This is a genomic window from Autumnicola patrickiae (assembly GCF_031846525.1).
Classification (GTDB): Bacteria; Bacteroidota; Bacteroidia; order Flavobacteriales; family Flavobacteriaceae; genus Autumnicola; species Autumnicola patrickiae.
Map to the genome: position 1 here is coordinate 54,140 of NZ_JAVRHM010000013.1, position 20,211 is coordinate 74,350.

Sequence of the window (20,211 nt, forward strand, 5' to 3'; positions counted from 1 at the left end):
TATAGCAAAACCAAAAAGGTAAGAAATGAAAAATCCTCCTGAAATTTACCAGTTTCGGTGATTCCAGGAGGATTTAATAGTTTATAAAAATGTTTATCCTTTTAAAACTTCGGCAACTTTTTTACCAATTTCAGCAGGAGAATCCACAACATGAATTCCGTTCTCCTTTAGAATAGCTTTTTTAGCTTGTGCAGTATCTTCGCTACCTCCAACAATAGCTCCGGCGTGGCCCATTGTTCTTCCTGCAGGTGCAGTTTCTCCCGCAATAAAGCCAACAACAGGTTTTCTGTTTCCATTTGCTTTAACCCATTGGGCGGCATCGGCTTCCAGTTGGCCACCAATTTCACCAATCATCACAATACACTCTGTCTCGTCGTCGTTCATCAGTAATTCCACAGCTTCTTTTGTGGTAGTTCCAATAATTGGATCCCCACCAATTCCAATAGCTGTAGTGATTCCAAGACCTTGTTTTACAACCTGATCTGCTGCCTCATAAGTTAGCGTTCCAGATTTTGAAACGATCCCTACTTTTCCTTTTTTGAAAACGAAACCAGGCATGATACCTACTTTTGCTTCTCCCGGAGTGATTACCCCAGGACAGTTAGGGCCAATCAAACGGCAGTCTTTATGTTTTATATATTCTGAAGCTTTCACCATATCGGCAACCGGGATTCCTTCAGTAATTGTAATAATTACTTTAATTCCCGCATCTGCTGCTTCCATAATGGCATCTGCAGCAAAAGCCGGTGGCACAAAAATAATTGAAACATCTGCCCCTACTTTTTCAACAGCTTCAGAAACTGTATTAAAAACAGGTCTATCCAGGTGCTTGCTACCTCCTTTACCGGGAGTTACACCACCTACAACATTAGTTCCGTATTCTATCATTTGCTCTGCATGGAAAGTACCTTCACTTCCGGTAAATCCCTGCACGATTATCTTTGAATCTTTATTTACTAAAACGCTCATAAATATGTATTGATTTTTTGGAATAACAAAAGTAAGTGTTTAAAGATAAAGTTTAAAGCCTTTTAGAAAGTTTATTAAGGGAAGTTTGAGCAGAATGAGGGGGTAATAATAATTTATTCTGAAATTGAAATCAATAGTAAAGCCGAAAAAAGTCTTTTCGGCTTTACTATTTCACGTTTAAACTTGAGTATTCTAAATTCGCGTGAATTGTGTCCTAACGAAGAATTATTGCAGAATCTCTGAGTTTTTCTGCACGCTTTTCCATTTCCTGTCGTCTCTGCTCCAATTCTTCCTTTCGCTCTTCTGTAATAGCCTGCAACTCCTCGCTTTTCTGCAATCGCTTAAGCATCTCCTGCTGCTTTTCCAATTCCTCCTGACGTTGCTCCATTCGCTTCTCCTTTTCCTGCAAAATGGCCATGCGCTTTTCCAAGGCCTCTGTCCTACTCAGTTCTACCTTAGATTGTTTAACAAGAGCAGGCGGGACAGGAGGAGCGGGCGGCTCTGGCAGTTCATCCAGACTTGGAGGTGCTTGTGGGGCTGGCGGTGCCGGGGGAAATAATCCGTCCTCACTTGGATTCAATTTAAAGTACGTGGTTTTTTTATATTCTTTATTTAGCTTTTCTTCAAATTCATCAGGAATATTCATTAAACGCAGCCTGATATTCCCATTCTTGATTTCCTCCTCATTATATTTATCGGTAATTTCATCTAGTTTTTTGGCAAAACCCTGAAGCTTCACTTCTTCGCCATTTAATTTTATTTTTTCTCCCTCAACTTCAATATAAAATAAATAATCCTGCTGAAGCTCTGAACTTGGAAATTCTACCGAAGCCGGTTTTGCCACAATTTTGTTATTAAAGAGTAAAAGGCAAGTTGCAATTACCGGCAGCAAAAGACTAAGTTTTGCTACCAGTTTTTTCCATGAAAATGGTTTTGTAATCATAAGAATTCGTTTTTTGATTAATAAATGATTAAATGCACTCGACATGCTGGTATGATGAATACCTGCCGAATAATTGAGTAAAAGTTTTGAATAATCTAATACCTGATTGTTTTCTGAAATCACCTTTTCGTCTGCCAGAAATTCGTGGTTGATCTGTATTGACTTTTTCAGAAAAAACAACAACGGATTAAACCAGAAGACTACCTGCAAAATTTCTACAAACAAAATATCCCAGGAATGTTTCTGCATTACATGCGCCTGTTCATGAGCAAGAATTTGAGGAGCGATACGTTCTTCTTCAAAGTCCTTTTTATTCAGAAAAATGTATTTCAAAAAAGAATGCGGAGCGGTTTTCGTGCGGAGTAAAACAGTAGTGCATTTTGCTGAAGCTATCTTTTTGTTATTCCTGATTTTATTTTTTATCTGAAGCAAATTCCGAAGAAACCGAAATCCAAAAATTGCAAATCCAATTCCGTAAAGTGTCCATAATGTATAAGAAAGAACGCCTGCCATAGCTTCAGCAGATGGTCGAAAATTGCCATTTTCGGCACTCTCTCTAAACTCAATGGTTTCCTGACTTTGCACCGGAACTTTTATGGCTTCAGTTTCATAGGAAAAGGTGATTAAAGGGATCAAAAGCGACAATAAAAATACTCCCAGAAGGTAAAAACGCTTAAATTGGTGCATTTTTTCATTTTCCAGCGCCATTTTATAGAAAATGAACAGCACCAGAAGACAAAGAGCTGATTTTAGAAGATAAATACTCATGTTTTCTTCTTTTTAATTTGTTCATCTATAAGCTGCCTTAAATCTTCCAGTTCATCCTGGCTAAGATTTGTTTCTTTTGTAAAAAAAGAAGCGAACTGTGATGCAGAATCATTGAAAAAATTCCTGATCATCCCGTTTACCTGTTTAGAAAAATAATCTTTCTTCTTCACCAGCGGAAAATATTCCCGGGAGCGCCCGTACTGCACATAATCTACAAAATTCTTATCCCGCATACGTTTCAGCAAAGTAGCGATCGTAGTAGTTGCAGGTTTTGGTTCAGGATAAGCCGCAACCAAATCTTTCATAAAAGCTTTTCCCTTCTTCCAAAGGATTTCCATTAGTTGTTCTTCTGAATTGGAAAGCTGCATTTGTTCTACGGAATTAGAATTACCTCTACAAATGTAGAATAAATATTTAATTCTACAAACATAGAATAATACTTTTTTAATCAAAAAAAATCCCTGCTGAAAAACTCAACAAGGATTTTATCTGTTTTTAAAACGGACATTAATCTGCCAACTGACTAAACTGATGCCCTTTATATAGTTTATTGTCTTTAATTTTCCAAATAGCCATGAAATGCGCCATCGGAATTTCTTCATCGGGATTTTCTATAGTATTTACGTGGTAAGTGAAGTTAATAACAACCTGGTTTTCCTCCTTGAGTATATCTTTAACCTCCATTCGTAAAGAATCGTAAGAATCGGACATTTCTGAAGCAAGAGCAGAAATATCATCAAAATCCATTAATCGTAAACCGGTACTGCTATTCCAGGTCAATTCAGCATCAGGATGTAGATATTGCTTAATCACATCAGGATCTGTATAGAAACATTCATAGAATTTTTCAATAATTTCCTTTTCCTGTACACTCATAGCTGCTATTTTAATTTTGCGATCAAGTTAGGTAATTGTCGCAAAAGCGCCAACTCTTTTAATTTCGCTCTGGCTTCCATGGCTGGATTTCCGGTGTAGGTTTTCCCTTCCTGGGTAGATTTTGTAATTCCGGCTTTTCCCATTAATACGCCACCCTTTTTCACTGTAATTCCGCTGCGCATACCTACCTGCCCCCAAACGGTAACTTCATCTTCGATAATCACAGCGCCGGCAATTCCGACCTGCGACGCGATAAGACATTTTTTTCCAATTACCGTATCATGCCCAATCTGAATTAAATTATCCAGTTTCGTGCCTTCCCCAATAGTAGTATCCCCGGTAACTCCTTTATCTATTGTGCAGTTTGCACCAATATCCACATTGTCTTTAATAATTACCCTGCCGCCTGATTTTAATTTATCAAAACCTTCAGGACGATTTTTATAGTAGAACGCATCACCTCCCAATACAGTACCGGAATGAATAGTCACATTATTCCCAATAACCGCATTATCATAAATACTCACGTTAGCATGAATAAGGCAATTATCGCCAATTACTACATTGTTTCCTATAAAAACATTTGGCTGAATAACCGTTCCTTTACCTATTTTAGCTGAAGGAGATATATTTTTCTCCGACTTCTGAAAAGGCCGGAAATAATCGGTAAGTTTATTAAAATCTCTAAAGGGGTCATCTGAAATTAGTAATGCTTTCCCTTCAGGACAATCTACTTCTTTATTTATAAGAACAATGGTAGCTGCAGAATCTAATGCTTTGTCGTAATACTTTGGATGATCTACAAAAACAATATCACCCGGTGTCACTACATGAATCTCATTCATCCCCTCTACCGGAAAATCCTCATCTCCCACAAATTTACAGGAGAGAATTGTGGCGATTTGCTTAAGCGTATGTATTTGCTGAAATTTCATTTCCTGGTCTTTAGACAATGGACGATAGACTTTAGACTACAATTATTTTTAATTTTGAATTCTAAAATTTAAATTTTTCCTGTGGATATTATGAAGAAACTTCACGTCCTTCTTCACTTTTCAAAGAATATGATTTACTAACCTGAAGAGTTAAAGACAGCATTGGGTTAATTCAAAATGAAAAATTCAAAACCTTAAATTCTTCACTCGAGAAAAACCTACTCCTTCATTCGTTCCTTATAGGTTCCTTTTTCAGTTTCTATCTTAATCTTGTCTCCTTCATTAATAAATAAAGGAACATTAACCTCAGCTCCGGTCTCTACAGTTGCCGGTTTAGTGGCGTTTGTAGCAGTATTCCCTTTTAAGCCCGGTTCTGTATGTGTGACTTCTAAAACTACACTCGCCGGCATTTCTACTGAAAGTGGCGCATTATCTTCAGTATTGATAAGCACTGTAACGACCTCACCTTCCTTCAGAAGATTTGGCATATCCAACGCGCTTTCTGTAAGACGGATTTGCGTATAATCTTCCACATTCATAAAATGGTAAAATTCGCCTTCCTGATATAAAAACTGGAATTTATGGGTTTCTACCCGTACATCATCAATTTTATGACCTGCAGAAAACGTATTGTCTATTACTTTGCCAGTAGTAACACTCTTTAATTTTGTACGAACAAAAGCTGGGCCTTTACCCGGTTTTACATGCAGAAATTCTGTTATTTTGAAAATATCATGATTGTATCGAATACACAATCCCTTTCTGATATCACTAGTACTTGCCATTATTTTTGTAATTAGTTTGAACTGAAGTATCCTTTCATGATACCTCGTTGTGAGTTTTTAATAAATTCCAATATTTCATCCCGTTCTGCGCTGGCCTGCATTTCTGCTTCGATAATAGCGACTGCCTGGGTATTATTATAATTCTTCTGATAAAGTATACGGTAAATATCCTGAACTTCACGGATTTTTTCAGTTGTAAAACCTCTTCTTCTTAATCCGATAGAATTAATTCCGACGAAAGATAAGGGTTCTCTTCCGGCTTTTACAAAAGGTGGCACATCTTTTCTCACCAGCGATCCGCCGGTAACAAAAGCGTGATTACCAATACTACAAAACTGCTGAATTGCCGTCATTCCCGCAAGGATTACGAATTCCCCAACATTAATGTGACCTGCAAGAGTACTGTTATTCGAAAAAATGCAATTATCGCCCACAATACAATCGTGTGCAATATGGCAATAAGCCATGATCCAGCAATTTTTACCAATTACGGTTTTCATCCTATCGGAAGTACCACGATTTATGGTTACGCATTCCCTTATTGTAGTATGATCCCCAATTTCTGTAATCGTATCTTCATCATTAAACTTTTTATCCTGTGGAATAGCCGAAATTACAGCTCCCGGAAAGATATTGCAGTTCTTCCCGATACGGGCACCTTCCATTATAGTTACATTCGAACCAATCCAGGTTCCCTCACCAATTACAACGTTATTATGAATAGTTGTAAAAGGTTCTATGACCACATTTTTGGCAATTTTAGCTCCCGGATGAACGTATGCTAAAGGTTGGTTCATAATTTTATTTTGTTTTTACAATTTGCGCCATTAAAATAGCTTCTGTGGCAATTTTACCATTTACATAAGCGTAGCCCTGCATTTGACAAATTCCGCGACGGATAGGTGCCAAAAGTTCGAGCTTAAAGATTAGAGTGTCACCCGGAACGACCTGTTGCTTAAAACGTACATTATCAATCTTCATAAAATAAGTAAGATAATTCTCTGGATCAGGCACAGATTTTAATGCCAGGATTCCTCCCGTTTGTGCCATCGCCTCCACCTGAAGAACACCCGGCATAACCGGTTTTCCCGGAAAATGGCCTACAAAAAACGGCTCATTCATGGTTACGTTTTTCATACCAACTACAGAAGTCTCTGTAAGTTCGTAAATTTTATCTACTAACAAGAACGGAGGCCGGTGCGGTAAAGTATCCATAATATCAGTAATATCCATAAGCGGCTTCTGATCTGGATCAATTTTAGGAACTTTATTTCTCCTTTCTTCCTTGATCTTTTTCGCCAGTTTTTTGGCAAACTGGGTATTCACAAAATGTCCAGGTTTATTGGCAATTACTTTCCCCCGAATTCTTGTACCAACTAATGCCAAATCTCCCATTACATCCAATAGTTTATGTCTTGCCGCTTCGTTTGGGTAATGCAGTGTAAGATTGTCTAAAATTCCGTTAGGTTTTACAGCAATTTTGTCTCTTCTGAAAACTTCCCTTAATTTCTGAAGCGTGTCTTCTCCAATCTCCTTGTCTACATAAACAATGGCATTATTTAAATCGCCACCTTTAATCAATCCGTTCTGCAGCAAAGTTTCCAGCTCATGCAGGAAACTAAAAGTTCGTGCATTGGATATTTCCTCCTTAAACTCAGATAAGCTGGAAATAGAGGCATTTTGAGTACCCAAAACTTTTGTTCCGAAATCCACCATTGTTGTTACCTGGTACTCATCGGCAGGCATAACAATAATTTCACTTCCGGTATTTTCATCCTGATAACAAATTACTTCGTTTACCACATACTCATCCCTCTTTTCCTCCTGCTCTACAATACCCGCCTTCTCAAGAGCCTCTACAAAATATTTTGAAGAACCATCCATAATTGGGGGTTCTGAAGCATTAAGTTCAATAATTAAATTATCGAGATCCAATCCAATACAGGCTGCAAGAACATGTTCTGAAGTCTGGATGCTTACTCCGTTTTTCTCAAGGTTTGTACCTCTTTTGGTATTCACCACATAATTGACGTCTGCTTCAATCACAGGACTCCCTTCAACATCAATCCTCTTAAAAACAAAGCCCGTATTTTCAGGGGCAGGCTTAAAAATTAGCGTTACCTCCTGCCCGGTATGAAGTCCGACGCCTTTTAACGAAACCTCATTATCAATGGTCTTTTGTTTTGACACTTTTTCAGCCATTATTGTTCAATTTTTTTTCCAGTTGGTTAAGTTTATCTACAGTTTGAGATAAATTTTTAAAGTGTATGTAAGATTTGTTGTAGTTACTATAACTTAAAGCAGGAGAACCCTGCAACATTTCGTCATCTTTAATGTTTCTTCCAACGCCGGTTTGCGCCTGAATTTTTACCCGGTTTCCAATAGTAAGATGTCCAGAAATTCCTACTTGCCCGCCAATGAGACAATTTTTTCCAATTTTCGTGGAACCTGCAACCCCTGTCTGGGCGGCAATAGCCGTATTTTGACCAATTTCGACATTATGGGCGATTTGGATCTGGTTGTCCAGCTTAACTCCCTTTCTTAAAATAGTAGATCCCAAAGTTGCCCGGTCTATAGTAGTTGCAGCGCCAACATCTACGTTATCTTCAATAACCACATTCCCTATTTGAGGTACTTTGGAATACACCCCACCTTCATCTGGACTAAAACCAAAACCATCGGCTCCAATTATTGCTCCTCCATGAATAACAACATCATTTCCAATAATGGTTTCCGAATAAACTTTTACGCCAGGAAACAACGTAACATTGTGCCCAATTTTCACATTATCTCCAATATAAACATTCGGATAAATCTTGACGTGGTCACCAATTTTTACATTTTCGCCAATGTAAGAGAACGCTCCCAGGTAAAGCTCTTCACCATACTGCACATTCTCAGCAACAAAACTCGGTTGTTCAATTCCGCTTTTATTTAATTTAATCTTGTTGTAATACTCCAAAAGAGTAGAAAATGCTTTGTAAGCATCTTTAACTTTAACCAGAGTGGTATGCACTGGCTCCTCTACTTCAAAGTTCTTATTTACGATGGTAATGGAAGCATTTGTCTTATATAAGTAGGAGGTATATTTGGGATTGCTTAGAAAAGTAAGCGAACCCTCAGAGCCTTCTTCTATTTTTGCCAATTCTGAAACTTCAGCCTCGGGATTCCCAACGACTTCGCCTTCCAGAATTTCTGCTATTTGTGCTGCTGTAAACTTCATTCTGGCAAAAGTAAAAAAAATGCTTCAATGTTTGGACTTAGGATAACAGATATAATATTTCACTACTGTTTTTGACAGTGCTTTTAGGTTAAGCTGGTCAGAAACTTTAATTACATCGCTTATCTTACCGTTTTTATGCAGAATATTAATAGTATTATTTTCTTTTTTGTAAGCCAGGTTGGTAATTTCTCCGCTAAAAACAAAATACCCGGCTTCCTTTTCTGAAATATTATATTTCTCCTGAAGCTTCTCCCTGTGCTTTTGCATCTTCTTTTCGTCGGGTCTTTTATTTTTAATTTTCACCTTCAGCAGGTCCCGGTTTATAATCATGCGGCATAAATTACTTAATACAAAATCATCACAATAAACCCACTCCTTCATAGCACTCACTACATCATAATCATCCAGGCGGGAAAAAACGCGGAGCACTTCAGCATTAAAATCTTGCTTTTGTACTTTGTTGTGCAGGAAATAACTTAAAGCGGTACTGGATTTAATTTCTGTCCCTTCATCTATTAATTCTTTCGCCCTTCTTAAAACCCGAATTAGTAATTGCTCTGCCACAACACCTGTTTTATGCAAATACACCTGCCAATACATTAATCTACGGGCAACCAAAAATTTTTCTACGGAATAAATTCCTTTTTCCTCTACAACCAATTCGTCATTTACCACATTCAGCATAGTAATAAGACGCTCGCTGTTAATATTTCCTTCCGCAGCACCGGTATAAAAACTGTCTCTTTTTAAATAGTCCAGCCGGTCCATATCCATCTGGCTTGAAATGAGATGATTCATAAATCTGCGATGGTAACTCCCTTTAAACATCTCTATGGCGAGCGTTAAATCCTGGTTAAAATTTTTATTAAGCTCCTCCATAAAAAGCAGGGAAATACACTCGTGATCCACCCCTTCTACTATACTATGCTCCATCGCATGAGAAAAAGGACCATGACCAATATCGTGTAATAGAATGGCTATATAAAGGGCCTCCTCCTCTTCCGAAGAGATTTCAACTCCTTTATATTTAAGGATATGCACCGCCTTTTGCATTAAATGAAGGCATCCCAAAGCATGATGAAACCGCGTATGATTGGCTCCCGGATAAACAAGATAAGAAAGCCCCATCTGGGAAATTCTACGCAGCCTTTGGAAGTAGGGATGTTCAATAATGTTGAAGATCTGCTGACTGGGAACAGTAATAAATCCGTAAATTGGATCGTTTAATAATTTGAGTTTGTTTTGTGAAGCCAAGTTATAGATTTTGATTAAAACAAATATACATATTGAAGCTCATAATGAGCCTCTGTTCAAACAAAAAGCCATTTATACAAGTTGAAATAAACTGAAGGCTTATAAATTTTAAATCATGAATAAAATAAAAATACTTTGGGTAGATGATGAAATTGATTTGCTGAAACCACATATCATATTTCTCGAATCCCGTAATTATAATGTTACCACCTGTAAAAGTGGTACCGAAGCTTTGGAACAAATTGAAGAAGAAAGTTTTGATATCGTATTTCTGGATGAAAATATGCCGGGTCTTACCGGACTGGAAACCCTTTCTGAAATTAAGGAAAAGCGCGAAAATCTTCCTATTGTAATGATTACTAAGAGTGAGGAAGAGTATATTATGGAGGAAGCTATAGGTTCCAAGATTGCAGATTATCTTATAAAACCGGTAAATCCCAACCAGATCCTTTTAAGTATCAAGAAAAACCTGGACCATTCCCGATTAATTTCTGAAAAAACGACCTCTAACTATCAGCAGGAATTTAGAAAGATTGCAATGGATATGGCGCAGGTAAACTCCTATGAAGAATGGGCAGAACTTTATCAGCGGCTTATTTATTGGGAACTTCAGCTGGAAACAATTGAAGATAACAGTATGTTTGAGATCCTGGAGTCTCAAAAACAAGAAGCCAATACCCAGTTCTGCAAATTTATAGAAAAAAATTATGCTTCCTGGTTCGACAGAAATGCGGAAGCACCAGTTATGTCACACACCCTGTTTAAAAGAAAAGTTGTTCCCGAGTTAAGTAAGGAACAACCAACATTAATGGTAGTTGTAGACAACCTTAGGTACGACCAGTGGAAAGCTTTTGAACCTGTGGTAAACACTTTCTATAAAAAAGAGAAAGAAGCACCTTACTTCAGTATCCTGCCTACAGCAACACAATATGCCCGTAATGCCATTTTCTCGGGACTTATGCCCAGTGAAATGGAAAAGCTTTTTCCAAAGTACTGGAAAAATGATACCGATGAAGGAGGGAAAAATATGTATGAAGAGGATTTTCTTCGGGAACAAATGAAAAGACTGGGGTTGGACTACTCTTTTGGCTACCATAAAATAAGCAGTCTAAAGGCCGGAAAAAAATTAGTAGATAATTTCAAATCTCAAAAGAATAATGATCTTACCGTAGTGGTATACAATTTTGTGGACATGCTATCCCATTCCAAAACAGAGATGGAAGTAATTAAGGAGCTGGCTTCTAACGATAAATCCTACCGCTCCTTAACGCACAGCTGGTTTAAGAATTCCCCGCTTCTGGAAATCATCCAACAGGCACAGCAGCTGGGCTTTAAATTAATTATTACAACAGATCACGGTACTATAAACGTGAAACACCCTTCTAAGGTAATTGGAGACAAAGAGACTAGTCTTAACTTGAGGTACAAAACTGGCAAAAGCCTTACCTACGAACAAAAGGAAGTTTTGGCTGCTGAAAATCCCAAGAGCATCCATCTTCCTACATTAAACATGAGTAGTTCATTTATTTTTGCAAAGGGCGATTTGTTTTTCGCATATCCTAATAACTTTAATCATTATGTAAGTTACTACAGAAACACGTATCAACACGGCGGAGTTTCACTTGAAGAGATGGTAATTCCTTACATAGTTTTATCTCCAAAGTAGGAATATATCGACAAAAAGTACGTTTTTACCGACAAATAACATTTACACCATTTTGTATTAATCTGATATTCAGCATGATGTAAATTATTTGAAAATTTTATATATCTTTATCATCCCTAAAATCTAAATATTAAATGTCGTTAACCTACGATCTGGACAAGCTGGATATGGCTGTAAACCATATCCTGGATCATACTAAAAGCAAAACATTGCTTTTCTACGGCGAGATGGGTGCCGGTAAAACCACACTAATACGAGCCTTCGTTGCCGCCCTGGGTGCCGAAGAGGCTGCCTCCAGCCCTACCTTTTCCCTGGTTAACGAGTACCTTACCCCAAAAGGCCCCATTTATCATTTTGATTTTTATAGAATTAATTCTGAAACTGAAGCCCTTGACATGGGTATTGAAGATTATTTAGATTCCCCTGCCTGGAAACTTATTGAATGGCCGCAAAAAATTGAGGGATTATTAGATGAAAATGTTCAAAAAGTGGAGATTTCAGTAAAAAGTGAAGAGTTAAGGTTGTTAACATTGTGTTAAAAAAACTGAAAAATAAAGAGTTTTTGAAGGAAATTAGCTGTAAGAAAAAAGTTACTTAATAAAAATAGTATTAAGTTCAGAGAATAATTTTTTACAACTGAACGAAAAATACAAGAAGTTTAACTTACTTTTGAAAAATAAAATTTTCCAAAGGTGGGCAGTTTTGTGCTGTCAAAAAGGCTGCAAAAGTACAACTAATATATTTGTTCGTAGAGGGTTAAGATTTTTATAGGTTTGTATCAGAAACAAATACAAAACATAATCTTTAAAATCTACAAATATGAAAATCAAAGCAGTATTATTCGCAGCAGCTATTTTTGGAACAAGTTTTTTTGTAACTTCAACTACAGAAAAGAACAATGATAAAGAAGTCATCAAAACACAAGCGGTCGACAGAAGACTCATCAGGATTCCTGCTGCTGGGTAGTGTAATTGCTTTGTTAATTGCATTTTCACCATATTTATTTTATTTATATGAAATTTTCCCAAGCAGTCCTGTTTGGGAAACTTCTTTTTTTACCTATGAGAGTAAATATTATCTGGATGTCGCTACTGCAGCCTGGACATATCTAGGAAAAATTACTCCTTTAATGCTTTTATTGATTTGGTTCTTTACCTGTAAACATTGGTGGTATCATGCTATTCTTATTCCAACTGGAATGTACGCGTTTCAACTAGTTGTAGCTTTTTATGAAGATGCCTATATGGACACAAGTATTTTTATGGATATAAATGGTCTTATTTATTTAGCCCCTTTTTTTATTGCCATACTGTGTGTAGTTTATTTGGTAAGAGTTAAAATTTTTGATAGGATATATGGATTGGATAGCCTTAGTGAATTAGAAGAAACCGAAATTTCAGTTTTCTCTAATATTTCCGATCGTGACCGGAGAGAAATCAAATCTTTTCAGCAGGAAATAGAGAATGATGAATCCGAAGAGGACGGAGTCATTCTTGAAGATTACTACCGCAAACTCTAGTAAAGCTTCTTCTTATTAATTTTATTAAATTAGTCGTACTTAATATTTAGTACACTATACGTATGACCCAGCAAGTTTCGCCTTTTACCAAAGAGCAACTTATTCCGCAGGAAGAAATGCTCGAAATCCACAAAAACAAGGGAGATCTTTTTATAGGCATTCCCAGGGAAACTTCTTACCAGGAGAAGCGGGTTTGTTTGGGTCCTGATGCTGTCGCAGCCATTACCTCTAACGGGCATAGGGTACTTATAGAATCTGGTGCAGGAAAATGGGCGCGATTTAGTGATAAAGATTATTCCGATGCCGGTGCTGAAGTTACCCGCGATACAAAAAAAGTTTTTTCCTGTCCTACCATTTTAAAAATGGAGCCGCCTTCTATGGACGAGCTGGATATGATTAATCCGCAAACCACACTAATCTCAGCGCTTCAGCTAAAGACACAGTGTAAGGAATATTTTCAGAAACTTGCTTCCAAACGGATCACTGCACTCGGATTTGAATTTATTCGGGATGAAGATGGAAGTTATCCAATAGTCAAGGCACTTAGTGAAATTGCAGGGACGGCTTCTGTTCTTATTGCTTCAGAAATAATGAGTAACCATGCAAGAGGTAACGGACTCATGTTTGGAAATATTAGCGGAGTTCCTCCTATAGAGGTGGTTATACTTGGCGCAGGAACTGTAGGTGAATTTGCCACAAGATCTGCCCTGGGACTTGGTGCCAGTGTAAAAGTATTCGATAGTTCGCTCACCAAATTAAGGAGTATACAATCTAACCTTGGACGTCCTTTTTACACCTCTACTATTCAGCCAAAAAACCTTAGCAAAGCCCTTAAACGCTGCGATGTTTTAATTGGTGCTGTGCGTGGAAAAAACCGGTCTCCGGTACTAATTACCGAAGATATGATAGCTACAATGAAGCGCGGAGCTGTGGTTATAGATGTAAGTATTGATATGGGTGGTTGCGTAGAAACCAGCGAAGTTACTTCTCACGACAATCCCATTTTTGAAAAACGCAACGTGATTCACTACTGTGTACCTAATATTCCCTCTCGTTACGCACGTACTTCTTCCCTCTCCATAAGTAATATTTTTACACCATACTTGCTTCATATTGCTGAAGAAGGCGGACTCGAAAATACCTTACGTTTTGATAAAGGCTTACGAAGCGGACTCTATTTTTACCACGGAATTTTAACCAATAAATCCATAGCAGATTGGTTTGATCTTAATTACAGGGACATTAACCTTCTTATTTTTTGATAAGAAGCTATAGCTGAATTCTTTAATTCACTTCAATAGTACATTCTTAATGCTGATAGCTTTTTCCTCATTTTCTCACTGAAGTTTAATACTTTTGCGCATATTTAATTTTGAATGAAATTAGCTCATCGTTTAGGTTATTACGGCTTCGGACTGGTTCTTGGAATTATCATCTTAATTTTCTTCCTGAGCGGAAAAAGAGCCTCCTGTGATTACTCACCCACTGCACGTGTCTTGAAAAACATCAGGATTAAGGAGAGAAACTTCTCTGAAGAGTCCCTGGCTTTTTTTGCTAACCATAGCATCGACACTGCTGTAGTTTCAAAAATTTTACAAAAAGGAGATGTCGATTTTAGCGAAAGCAAGACAGATCTTGAACCGTGCAACATATATGTACTAATCGGAAAAACTGAATCTGGAGAACTGAAACTACATATCGAAAACTGCGAGGAAGTTGCGACTGTTCTTTCGGTGGAGAAGACTGAGTAAATTTTAAATCAAGGTGATAGCCTGAAAATGGCAAATATGGATCTGTAGAGCGATGTTGGATTGTCTGTTGTCTCTAAAGTTTCGAAAAGTTTCACGTTTCGGAATTAATAGAATTCTTCAAAAGAGATTATGGTCTTTTTTCTCTCTTTTCTTGTAGCGAAATGCTCTTATTTCCAGGTTCTTATTTCGGAATTAAGATGACGGTCTCAAAATGGCAATTATCGGCAAACTGTAATCTTCTGTTATATTATTTTAAATTATAAGCCTCTCGACTCCGCTCGATGTGAAATTCGATTGAAAATATGAAATATCACGCGTCAAAAATGACAATTATCGGCCTGAACAGCTAGTAATGAACACTTTGAAATCTACTCTCTTGCAGTGAAGCGGTTGTTTCCTGGTTCTTGTTTCTATTAAAATTCAAAATTTCAGAATAAAAAAGAAGTCACTAATACCCCGAAGAATCAGCGTACCAGTGACTAAATATTTCTATAAAATTTGAGCAGCGTGCTCCTTTGTTTTCACTTTTTTAATGACCTCCTCAATTTGCCCATTTTCGTCAATTATAAAGGTAGTACGATGGATCCCTTCGTATTCCTTTCCCATAAATTTCTTTGGACCCCAGACTCCGTAAGCTTCTATAACTTCTTTATCTTCATCTGCCAATAATGGAAATGGCAATTCGTATTTATTTTTAAAATTCTGCTGCCTCTTTTTAGAATCACCACTTACTCCTAATATAGCATAGCCGTTCTTCTCAAAATGTTTCCAGTTATCCCTTAAGTTACAAGCCTCTGCCGTACATCCCGGAGTACTTGCTTTGGGGTAAAAGAAAAGCACTAATTTCTTTCCTTTAAAATCTGATAAATTTACTGTATTCCCGTCCTGATCTTCTACTGAAAATTCCGGCGCTTTATCGCCTGCTTCTAATGTTGTCATAATTGTTATTTTTACCTAAAATTACACAATATGAACAAACAGCAAAAGGTAGACTTCGTTATTCGCACTTTAAACGATATTTATCCTGAAGTTCCCATCCCGCTTGACCACAAGGATCCATATACTTTACTTATTGCCGTTTTACTTTCAGCGCAAAGTACAGATGTGAGAGTAAACCAAATCACTCCACTACTCTTCCAGGTTGCCGATACACCAAAAAAAATGGTGAAGCTTTCCGTAGAAGAAATTAGGGAAATTATAAAACCTGTTGGCTTATCCCCAATGAAATCCAAAGGAATCCATGGATTGTCTGAAATTCTTTTGGAAAAATATAACGGAGAAGTTCCTGCAGATTTTGAAGCGCTGGAATCGCTCCCCGCAGTAGGGCATAAAACCGCAAGTGTGGTGATGTCACAGGCTTTTAATATCCCTGCGTTTCCTGTAGACACGCATATACACCGGCTTATGTATCGCTGGAATCTTACGAATGGTAAAAATGTGGTACAGACGGAAAAGGACGCAAAGCGGTTATTTCCTAAAGATCTGTGGAATAAACTGCACCTTCAGATCATCTGGTACGGTAGGCAATTTTCACCTGCCCGGGGTTGGGATCTTGATAAAGATCTAATCACCAGGACTATTGGAAGAAAAAGTGTTTTGCAGGAATATGAGAAAAAAAGAAAATGATCTGTCGATAATCCTCCCTATCTTATAAATCAAAAAAAAGACCTGTAGGCTAATAAACAGGTCTTTTTAAGTTCTACCTAATTTAGAAGTAATTCGTACTTCCTCATTTTTCCATCTATCACACTTAATGCTTTTGAGTAATTTAAAAGAAACGCTATTGTCTCTTTTTTAGGTGCTAGTTTTTTCAATTTTCCTTCTTCCGAAGAGTTTTTTAAGTAAAGTTTCCCCATCTGTAAATCTTTTGCGTTGGTTTAAAAATATAACGCAGCCGATTCCAGCAAATTGTTTCTTAATCTGTTAAAATTATGTTACGTTTCTCAATTATCTTCCTCAGATTAATTAAAGCATATCGCATACGTCCCAAAGCAGTGTTTATACTTACTCCTGTGCGTTCAGAAATTTCCTTAAAACTCATGTCTTTATAGATTCGCAGCGTAAGTACTTCCAGCTGGTCTTCGGGAAGTTCTTTGATTAGCTCCTGTACGTCACTTTCGATCTGGTCTTTAATAATTTGTTTTTCAACATTAAGATCCCCATCGCTTAAAACCGAAAAAATATTAAAATCCCCGCTGTTGTCGAACTTGGGCATTCTTTTGTTTTTTCTGAAATGGTCAATTACAAGATTGTGTGCAATACGCATAACCCAGGGGAGGAATTTCCCTTCTTCATTATATTTTCCGCGTTTTAGGGTATTGATTACTTTGATAAAAGTATCCTGAAAAACATCTTCAGCAATATCTTTATCGAAAACTTTGGAGTAAATAAAGCTGTAAATCCGGTGCTGGTGGCGGTCGATTAATTGGGAGAGAGCCTGCTCATTGCCCTGCATATAATCTCTTACGAGATAAGCATCGGTTATCTGTACGTTCTTCATAACAGTTACTATTGGTCTGGAGTAAAAGTTCCAGGAGTTAGGTTTAATTTTAAAAGTAACTGTATGCTATAGGCTTAGATTTAATATTTGTTGAACAGTGCCAAATATAGGAACATATTATTGAGAAATACAAATAAAAGTTTAATTCTTTAACATTCTTATAAGATTTCAGCAGCTTTCTACACTGCTCGTTATTAAGTACCTTTGCATTCTTACTTTAGAAAAAGAGACCATGAATATTGACGTTGCAAAGGTAAACCCCAAACAGAATATAATTATTAAAGGTGCAAAACTGCACAATCTTAAAGATATAAATGTTGTAATTCCACGGAATAAATTAGTTGTTATTACCGGACTTTCCGGCTCTGGGAAATCCAGTCTTGCATTTGATACACTCTATGCCGAAGGACAGCGGCGTTATGTTGAAAGTTTATCTTCTTATGCCCGCCAGTTTTTGGGAAGGCTAAATAAACCAAAGGTCGATTATATTAAAGGAATAGCACCTGCGATAGCCATCGAGCAAAAGGTAAATTCCACCAATCCGCGTTCTACAGTTGGAACTTCTACTGAAATCTATGATTACCTGAAACTGCTCTTTGCAAGAATAGGAAAAACCTACTCTCCCGTCTCTGGAAATGAAGTGAAAAAAGATACGGTTACCGATGTTACTAACTATGTAAAATCTTTTAAAGAGGGAGAAAAATTACTCCTCCTCGCTCCTATCCATATTGAAAAAGGAAGATCGCTTGAAAAGAAAATTGAAGTTCTTGCACAACAGGGCTATAGCCGGATAAAAATTGGTGATGATGTAAAAAGGATTGATGAAGCCAAATTAAAAAAGGTAAAGCCAGAAAACGTCTCTTTAGTGGTAGATCGTATAATTACCAAAGATGAAGAAGACTTTTTCAACCGGTTGGCAGATGCTGTACAAACTGCTTTTTTTGAAGGAAAAGGTGAACTTTATATCGAATCTCTTGCAGACAAAAAGCTCCGACAATTCAGTAATAAATTTGAACTGGATGGAATGTCTTTCCTGGAGCCCAATGTACACCTTTTCAGTTTTAATAATCCTTACGGAGCTTGTCCAAAATGTGAAGGTTATGGAGATGTAATTGGTATCGATGAAGACCTGGTAATTCCAAATACAGGATTATCTGTTTATGAAAATGCAATTTTTCCCTGGAGAGGGGAAAGTATGAGCTGGTACAAAGATCAGCTGGTAAATAACTCCCATAAGTTTGATTTTCCTATTCATAAACCATATTTCGAGTTAACTGAAGAGCAAAAAGCTTTGGTCTGGGACGGGAACCAATATTTCGAAGGACTTAACCAGTTCTTTCAGTTTCTTGAAAGTAAGGCGTATAAAATTCAGAATCGGGTAATGTTATCGCGCTACCGCGGAAAAACCAGATGTTCCCTCTGTAAGGGAAAAAGACTGAGACCGGAAGCACATTATGTGAAAATAGGTGGTTTAAATATTACAGATTTGGTTGAAAAACCGCTTGAGCAGGTGAGGCAGTTTTTCGACAATCTGGAATTAAACGAATATGACGAACAGGTTGCACGACGTCTCCTTGTAGAAATCAGAAACCGACTTCAATTCCTCTCCAATGTTGGATTAGATTATTTAACTCTGAACAGGAAATCAAATACTCTATCCGGTGGGGAATCCCAAAGAATTAACCTTGCAACCAGCCTTGGAAGCAGCCTCGTTGGCTCTATGTACATCCTGGACGAACCTTCCATTGGTTTACATCCGCGGGATACAGAGCGGCTTATCGGTGTTTTACAGCGCCTTCGCGATATTGGGAATACGGTTATTGTTGTAGAGCACGATGAAGATATAATGAATGCCGCAGATGAGATTATCGACATTGGCCCCGAAGCAGGAACACATGGTGGCGAAGTTGTTGCCACAGGAAACCTTCAGCAAATTTTAAAATCTTTTTCTTTAACAGCAAAGTATCTCAACGGAGAAATGCAGATTGTTGTTCCGAAGAAAAGAAGAAAATCGAAGCAACAAATTACTGTTATTGGTGCCCGGGAAAATAATCTAAAAAATATTGATGTCACTTTCCCGCTGGGAGTATTTACAGCAATTACGGGCGTTTCCGGAAGTGGAAAGAGTACACTTGTAAAAAGGATCCTTTATCCAGCTGTTCAAAAAGAATTGGGCGGCTACGGAGAAAAAGCAGGACAGTTTACTGAAGTTAAAGGAGATTTTAAGAACCTTGGAGTTGTAGAATTTATAGATCAGAATCCTATTGGAAGGTCTTCACGTTCTAATCCGGTGACTTATATTAAGGCTTACGATGACATCAGAAACCTCTTCGCCAATCAGAAATTATCTTCCATAAGAGGTTATAAAGCCAAACATTTTTCATTTAACGTAGATGGTGGCCGCTGTGAAACCTGTAAAGGAGAAGGCGAAGTGACCATAGAGATGCAGTTTATGGCCGATGTTCATTTAGAATGCGAAGCCTGCGACGGAAAAAGATTTAAGAAAGAAGTCCTGGAAGTAAAGTTTGAAGAGAAAAATATCGATGATGTCCTGAATATGACCATTGATGATGCTACTGCTTTCTTCAGTGAAAAAGATCAGGATAAAATAGTAAATAAACTTAAGCCGCTTCAGGATGTGGGGCTCGGCTATGTAAAGCTGGGGCAAAGCTCCTCTACCCTTTCTGGTGGGGAAGCACAACGAATAAAACTAGCTTCTTTCCTGGTAAAAGGAAATACAAAAGAGAAAGCGCTTTTCATTTTTGACGAACCCACCACAGGATTACATTTTCACGATATTCAGAAATTGTTGCAGTCCTTTAATGCTCTAATTGAAAAAGGACATTCGGTAGTAGTTATTGAACATAATATGGATCTTGTAAAATGTGCAGACCATGTGATCGATCTCGGACTCGAAGGTGGAGAAAAAGGCGGACATTTAATTGCTGAAGGAACTCCCGAAGAGATTGCGAAAAACAAAACCTCCTACACTGCAAAATACCTAAAGGAGAAAATCTGAAAA

21 protein-coding genes are annotated in these 20,211 nt (G+C 37.5%); 8 read left to right on the plus strand and 13 right to left on the minus strand.

What is annotated here, in order from left to right; translation table 11 throughout:
• Window positions 1–93: 93 nt before the first annotated feature.
• From sucD to RM549_RS12030, 10 genes are all read right to left on the minus strand, one after another.
• Window positions 94–969 carry a succinate--CoA ligase subunit alpha gene (gene sucD / locus RM549_RS11985; RefSeq protein WP_311685128.1) on the minus strand — a complete coding sequence of 292 codons (876 nt, stop codon included), beginning with the start codon at window positions 967–969 and terminating at the stop codon, window positions 94–96.
• A gap of 214 nt (window positions 970–1,183) precedes the next feature.
• Complete coding sequence (locus tag RM549_RS11990) at window positions 1,184–2,680, minus strand: M56 family metallopeptidase (RefSeq protein WP_311685130.1); 1,497 nt, start codon at window positions 2,678–2,680, stop codon at window positions 1,184–1,186.
• Window positions 2,677–3,048 (minus strand): BlaI/MecI/CopY family transcriptional regulator, encoded by a 372-nt coding sequence (locus tag RM549_RS11995; protein WP_311685132.1) that lies wholly within the window; start codon window positions 3,046–3,048, stop codon window positions 2,677–2,679. Before RM549_RS11995 ends, RM549_RS11990 begins: the two co-directional genes overlap by 4 nt.
• A 139-nt stretch (window positions 3,049–3,187) precedes the next feature.
• On the minus strand, window positions 3,188–3,556 hold the full coding sequence (locus tag RM549_RS12000) for a nuclear transport factor 2 family protein (protein WP_311685134.1): 369 nt from the start codon (window positions 3,554–3,556) through the stop codon (window positions 3,188–3,190).
• Window positions 3,557–3,561: 5 nt separating this feature from the next.
• Window positions 3,562–4,491 (minus strand): UDP-3-O-(3-hydroxymyristoyl)glucosamine N-acyltransferase, encoded by a 930-nt coding sequence (locus RM549_RS12005; RefSeq protein WP_311685136.1) that lies wholly within the window; start codon window positions 4,489–4,491, stop codon window positions 3,562–3,564.
• Between the two features lie 218 nt (window positions 4,492–4,709).
• Entirely contained in the window at window positions 4,710–5,276 is a 567-nt protein-coding gene (efp, locus tag RM549_RS12010) for an elongation factor P (RefSeq protein WP_311685138.1), read from the minus strand.
• A gap of 11 nt (window positions 5,277–5,287) precedes the next feature.
• Complete coding sequence (gene lpxA / locus RM549_RS12015) at window positions 5,288–6,073, minus strand: acyl-ACP--UDP-N-acetylglucosamine O-acyltransferase (protein WP_311685140.1); 786 nt, start codon at window positions 6,071–6,073, stop codon at window positions 5,288–5,290.
• A 4-nt stretch (window positions 6,074–6,077) separates the two neighbouring features.
• Window positions 6,078–7,478 carry a bifunctional UDP-3-O-[3-hydroxymyristoyl] N-acetylglucosamine deacetylase/3-hydroxyacyl-ACP dehydratase gene (locus RM549_RS12020; protein WP_311685142.1) on the minus strand — a complete coding sequence of 467 codons (1,401 nt, stop codon included), beginning with the start codon at window positions 7,476–7,478 and terminating at the stop codon, window positions 6,078–6,080.
• The gene (gene lpxD, locus RM549_RS12025) at window positions 7,471–8,499 is read right to left on the minus strand and encodes a UDP-3-O-(3-hydroxymyristoyl)glucosamine N-acyltransferase (RefSeq protein ID WP_311685144.1); all 1,029 of its coding nucleotides are present in this window, start codon (window positions 8,497–8,499) and stop codon (window positions 7,471–7,473) included. Before lpxD ends, RM549_RS12020 begins: the two co-directional genes overlap by 8 nt.
• 24 nt (window positions 8,500–8,523) lie before the next feature.
• Complete coding sequence (locus tag RM549_RS12030) at window positions 8,524–9,753, minus strand: HD domain-containing protein (RefSeq protein WP_311685146.1); 1,230 nt, start codon at window positions 9,751–9,753, stop codon at window positions 8,524–8,526.
• 115 nt (window positions 9,754–9,868) lie between these two features.
• Here RM549_RS12030 and porX point away from each other — a divergent pair, with 115 nt between their 5' ends.
• The 6 genes from porX (at window position 9,869) to RM549_RS12060 (ending at window position 14,689) form a co-directional block, all read left to right on the plus strand.
• Window positions 9,869–11,419 (plus strand): T9SS response regulator signal transducer PorX, encoded by a 1,551-nt coding sequence (porX, locus tag RM549_RS12035; RefSeq protein WP_311685148.1) that lies wholly within the window; start codon window positions 9,869–9,871, stop codon window positions 11,417–11,419.
• 134 nt (window positions 11,420–11,553) lie between these two features.
• Window positions 11,554–11,958: a tRNA (adenosine(37)-N6)-threonylcarbamoyltransferase complex ATPase subunit type 1 TsaE gene (gene tsaE, locus RM549_RS12040; RefSeq protein ID WP_311685150.1), complete on the plus strand. Its 405-nt coding sequence runs from the start codon at window positions 11,554–11,556 to the stop codon at window positions 11,956–11,958.
• 280 nt (window positions 11,959–12,238) lie between these two features.
• The gene (locus RM549_RS12045) at window positions 12,239–12,385 is read left to right on the plus strand and encodes a hypothetical protein (RefSeq protein WP_311685152.1); all 147 of its coding nucleotides are present in this window, start codon (window positions 12,239–12,241) and stop codon (window positions 12,383–12,385) included.
• Window positions 12,386–12,548: 163 nt separating this feature from the next.
• Complete coding sequence (locus RM549_RS12050) at window positions 12,549–12,938, plus strand: hypothetical protein (RefSeq protein WP_311685154.1); 390 nt, start codon at window positions 12,549–12,551, stop codon at window positions 12,936–12,938.
• 62 nt (window positions 12,939–13,000) lie between these two features.
• The gene (locus RM549_RS12055; protein ID WP_311685156.1) at window positions 13,001–14,200 is read left to right on the plus strand and encodes an alanine dehydrogenase; all 1,200 of its coding nucleotides are present in this window, start codon (window positions 13,001–13,003) and stop codon (window positions 14,198–14,200) included.
• A gap of 114 nt (window positions 14,201–14,314) precedes the next feature.
• Window positions 14,315–14,689, plus strand: a complete 375-nt coding sequence (locus tag RM549_RS12060) for a hypothetical protein (protein ID WP_311685158.1) — start codon at window positions 14,315–14,317, stop codon at window positions 14,687–14,689.
• Between the two features lie 489 nt (window positions 14,690–15,178).
• Here RM549_RS12060 and bcp read toward each other — a convergent pair whose 3' ends face one another.
• Window positions 15,179–15,628 carry a thioredoxin-dependent thiol peroxidase gene (gene bcp / locus RM549_RS12065; protein WP_311685160.1) on the minus strand — a complete coding sequence of 150 codons (450 nt, stop codon included), beginning with the start codon at window positions 15,626–15,628 and terminating at the stop codon, window positions 15,179–15,181.
• A 30-nt stretch (window positions 15,629–15,658) separates the two neighbouring features.
• Here bcp and RM549_RS12070 point away from each other — a divergent pair, with 30 nt between their 5' ends.
• Window positions 15,659–16,315, plus strand: a complete 657-nt coding sequence (locus RM549_RS12070) for an endonuclease III domain-containing protein (protein ID WP_311685162.1) — start codon at window positions 15,659–15,661, stop codon at window positions 16,313–16,315.
• Window positions 16,316–16,392: 77 nt separating this feature from the next.
• Here the strand turns inward: RM549_RS12070 and RM549_RS12075 are convergent, their stop codons facing one another.
• Complete coding sequence (locus RM549_RS12075; protein ID WP_311685164.1) at window positions 16,393–16,545, minus strand: hypothetical protein; 153 nt, start codon at window positions 16,543–16,545, stop codon at window positions 16,393–16,395.
• 59 nt (window positions 16,546–16,604) lie between these two features.
• Window positions 16,605–17,189 carry an RNA polymerase sigma factor gene (locus RM549_RS12080; RefSeq protein ID WP_311685166.1) on the minus strand — a complete coding sequence of 195 codons (585 nt, stop codon included), beginning with the start codon at window positions 17,187–17,189 and terminating at the stop codon, window positions 16,605–16,607.
• A gap of 232 nt (window positions 17,190–17,421) precedes the next feature.
• Here RM549_RS12080 and uvrA point away from each other — a divergent pair, with 232 nt between their 5' ends.
• On the plus strand, window positions 17,422–20,208 hold the full coding sequence (gene uvrA / locus RM549_RS12085) for an excinuclease ABC subunit UvrA (protein WP_311685168.1): 2,787 nt from the start codon (window positions 17,422–17,424) through the stop codon (window positions 20,206–20,208).
• Window positions 20,209–20,211: the final 3 nt, after the last annotated feature.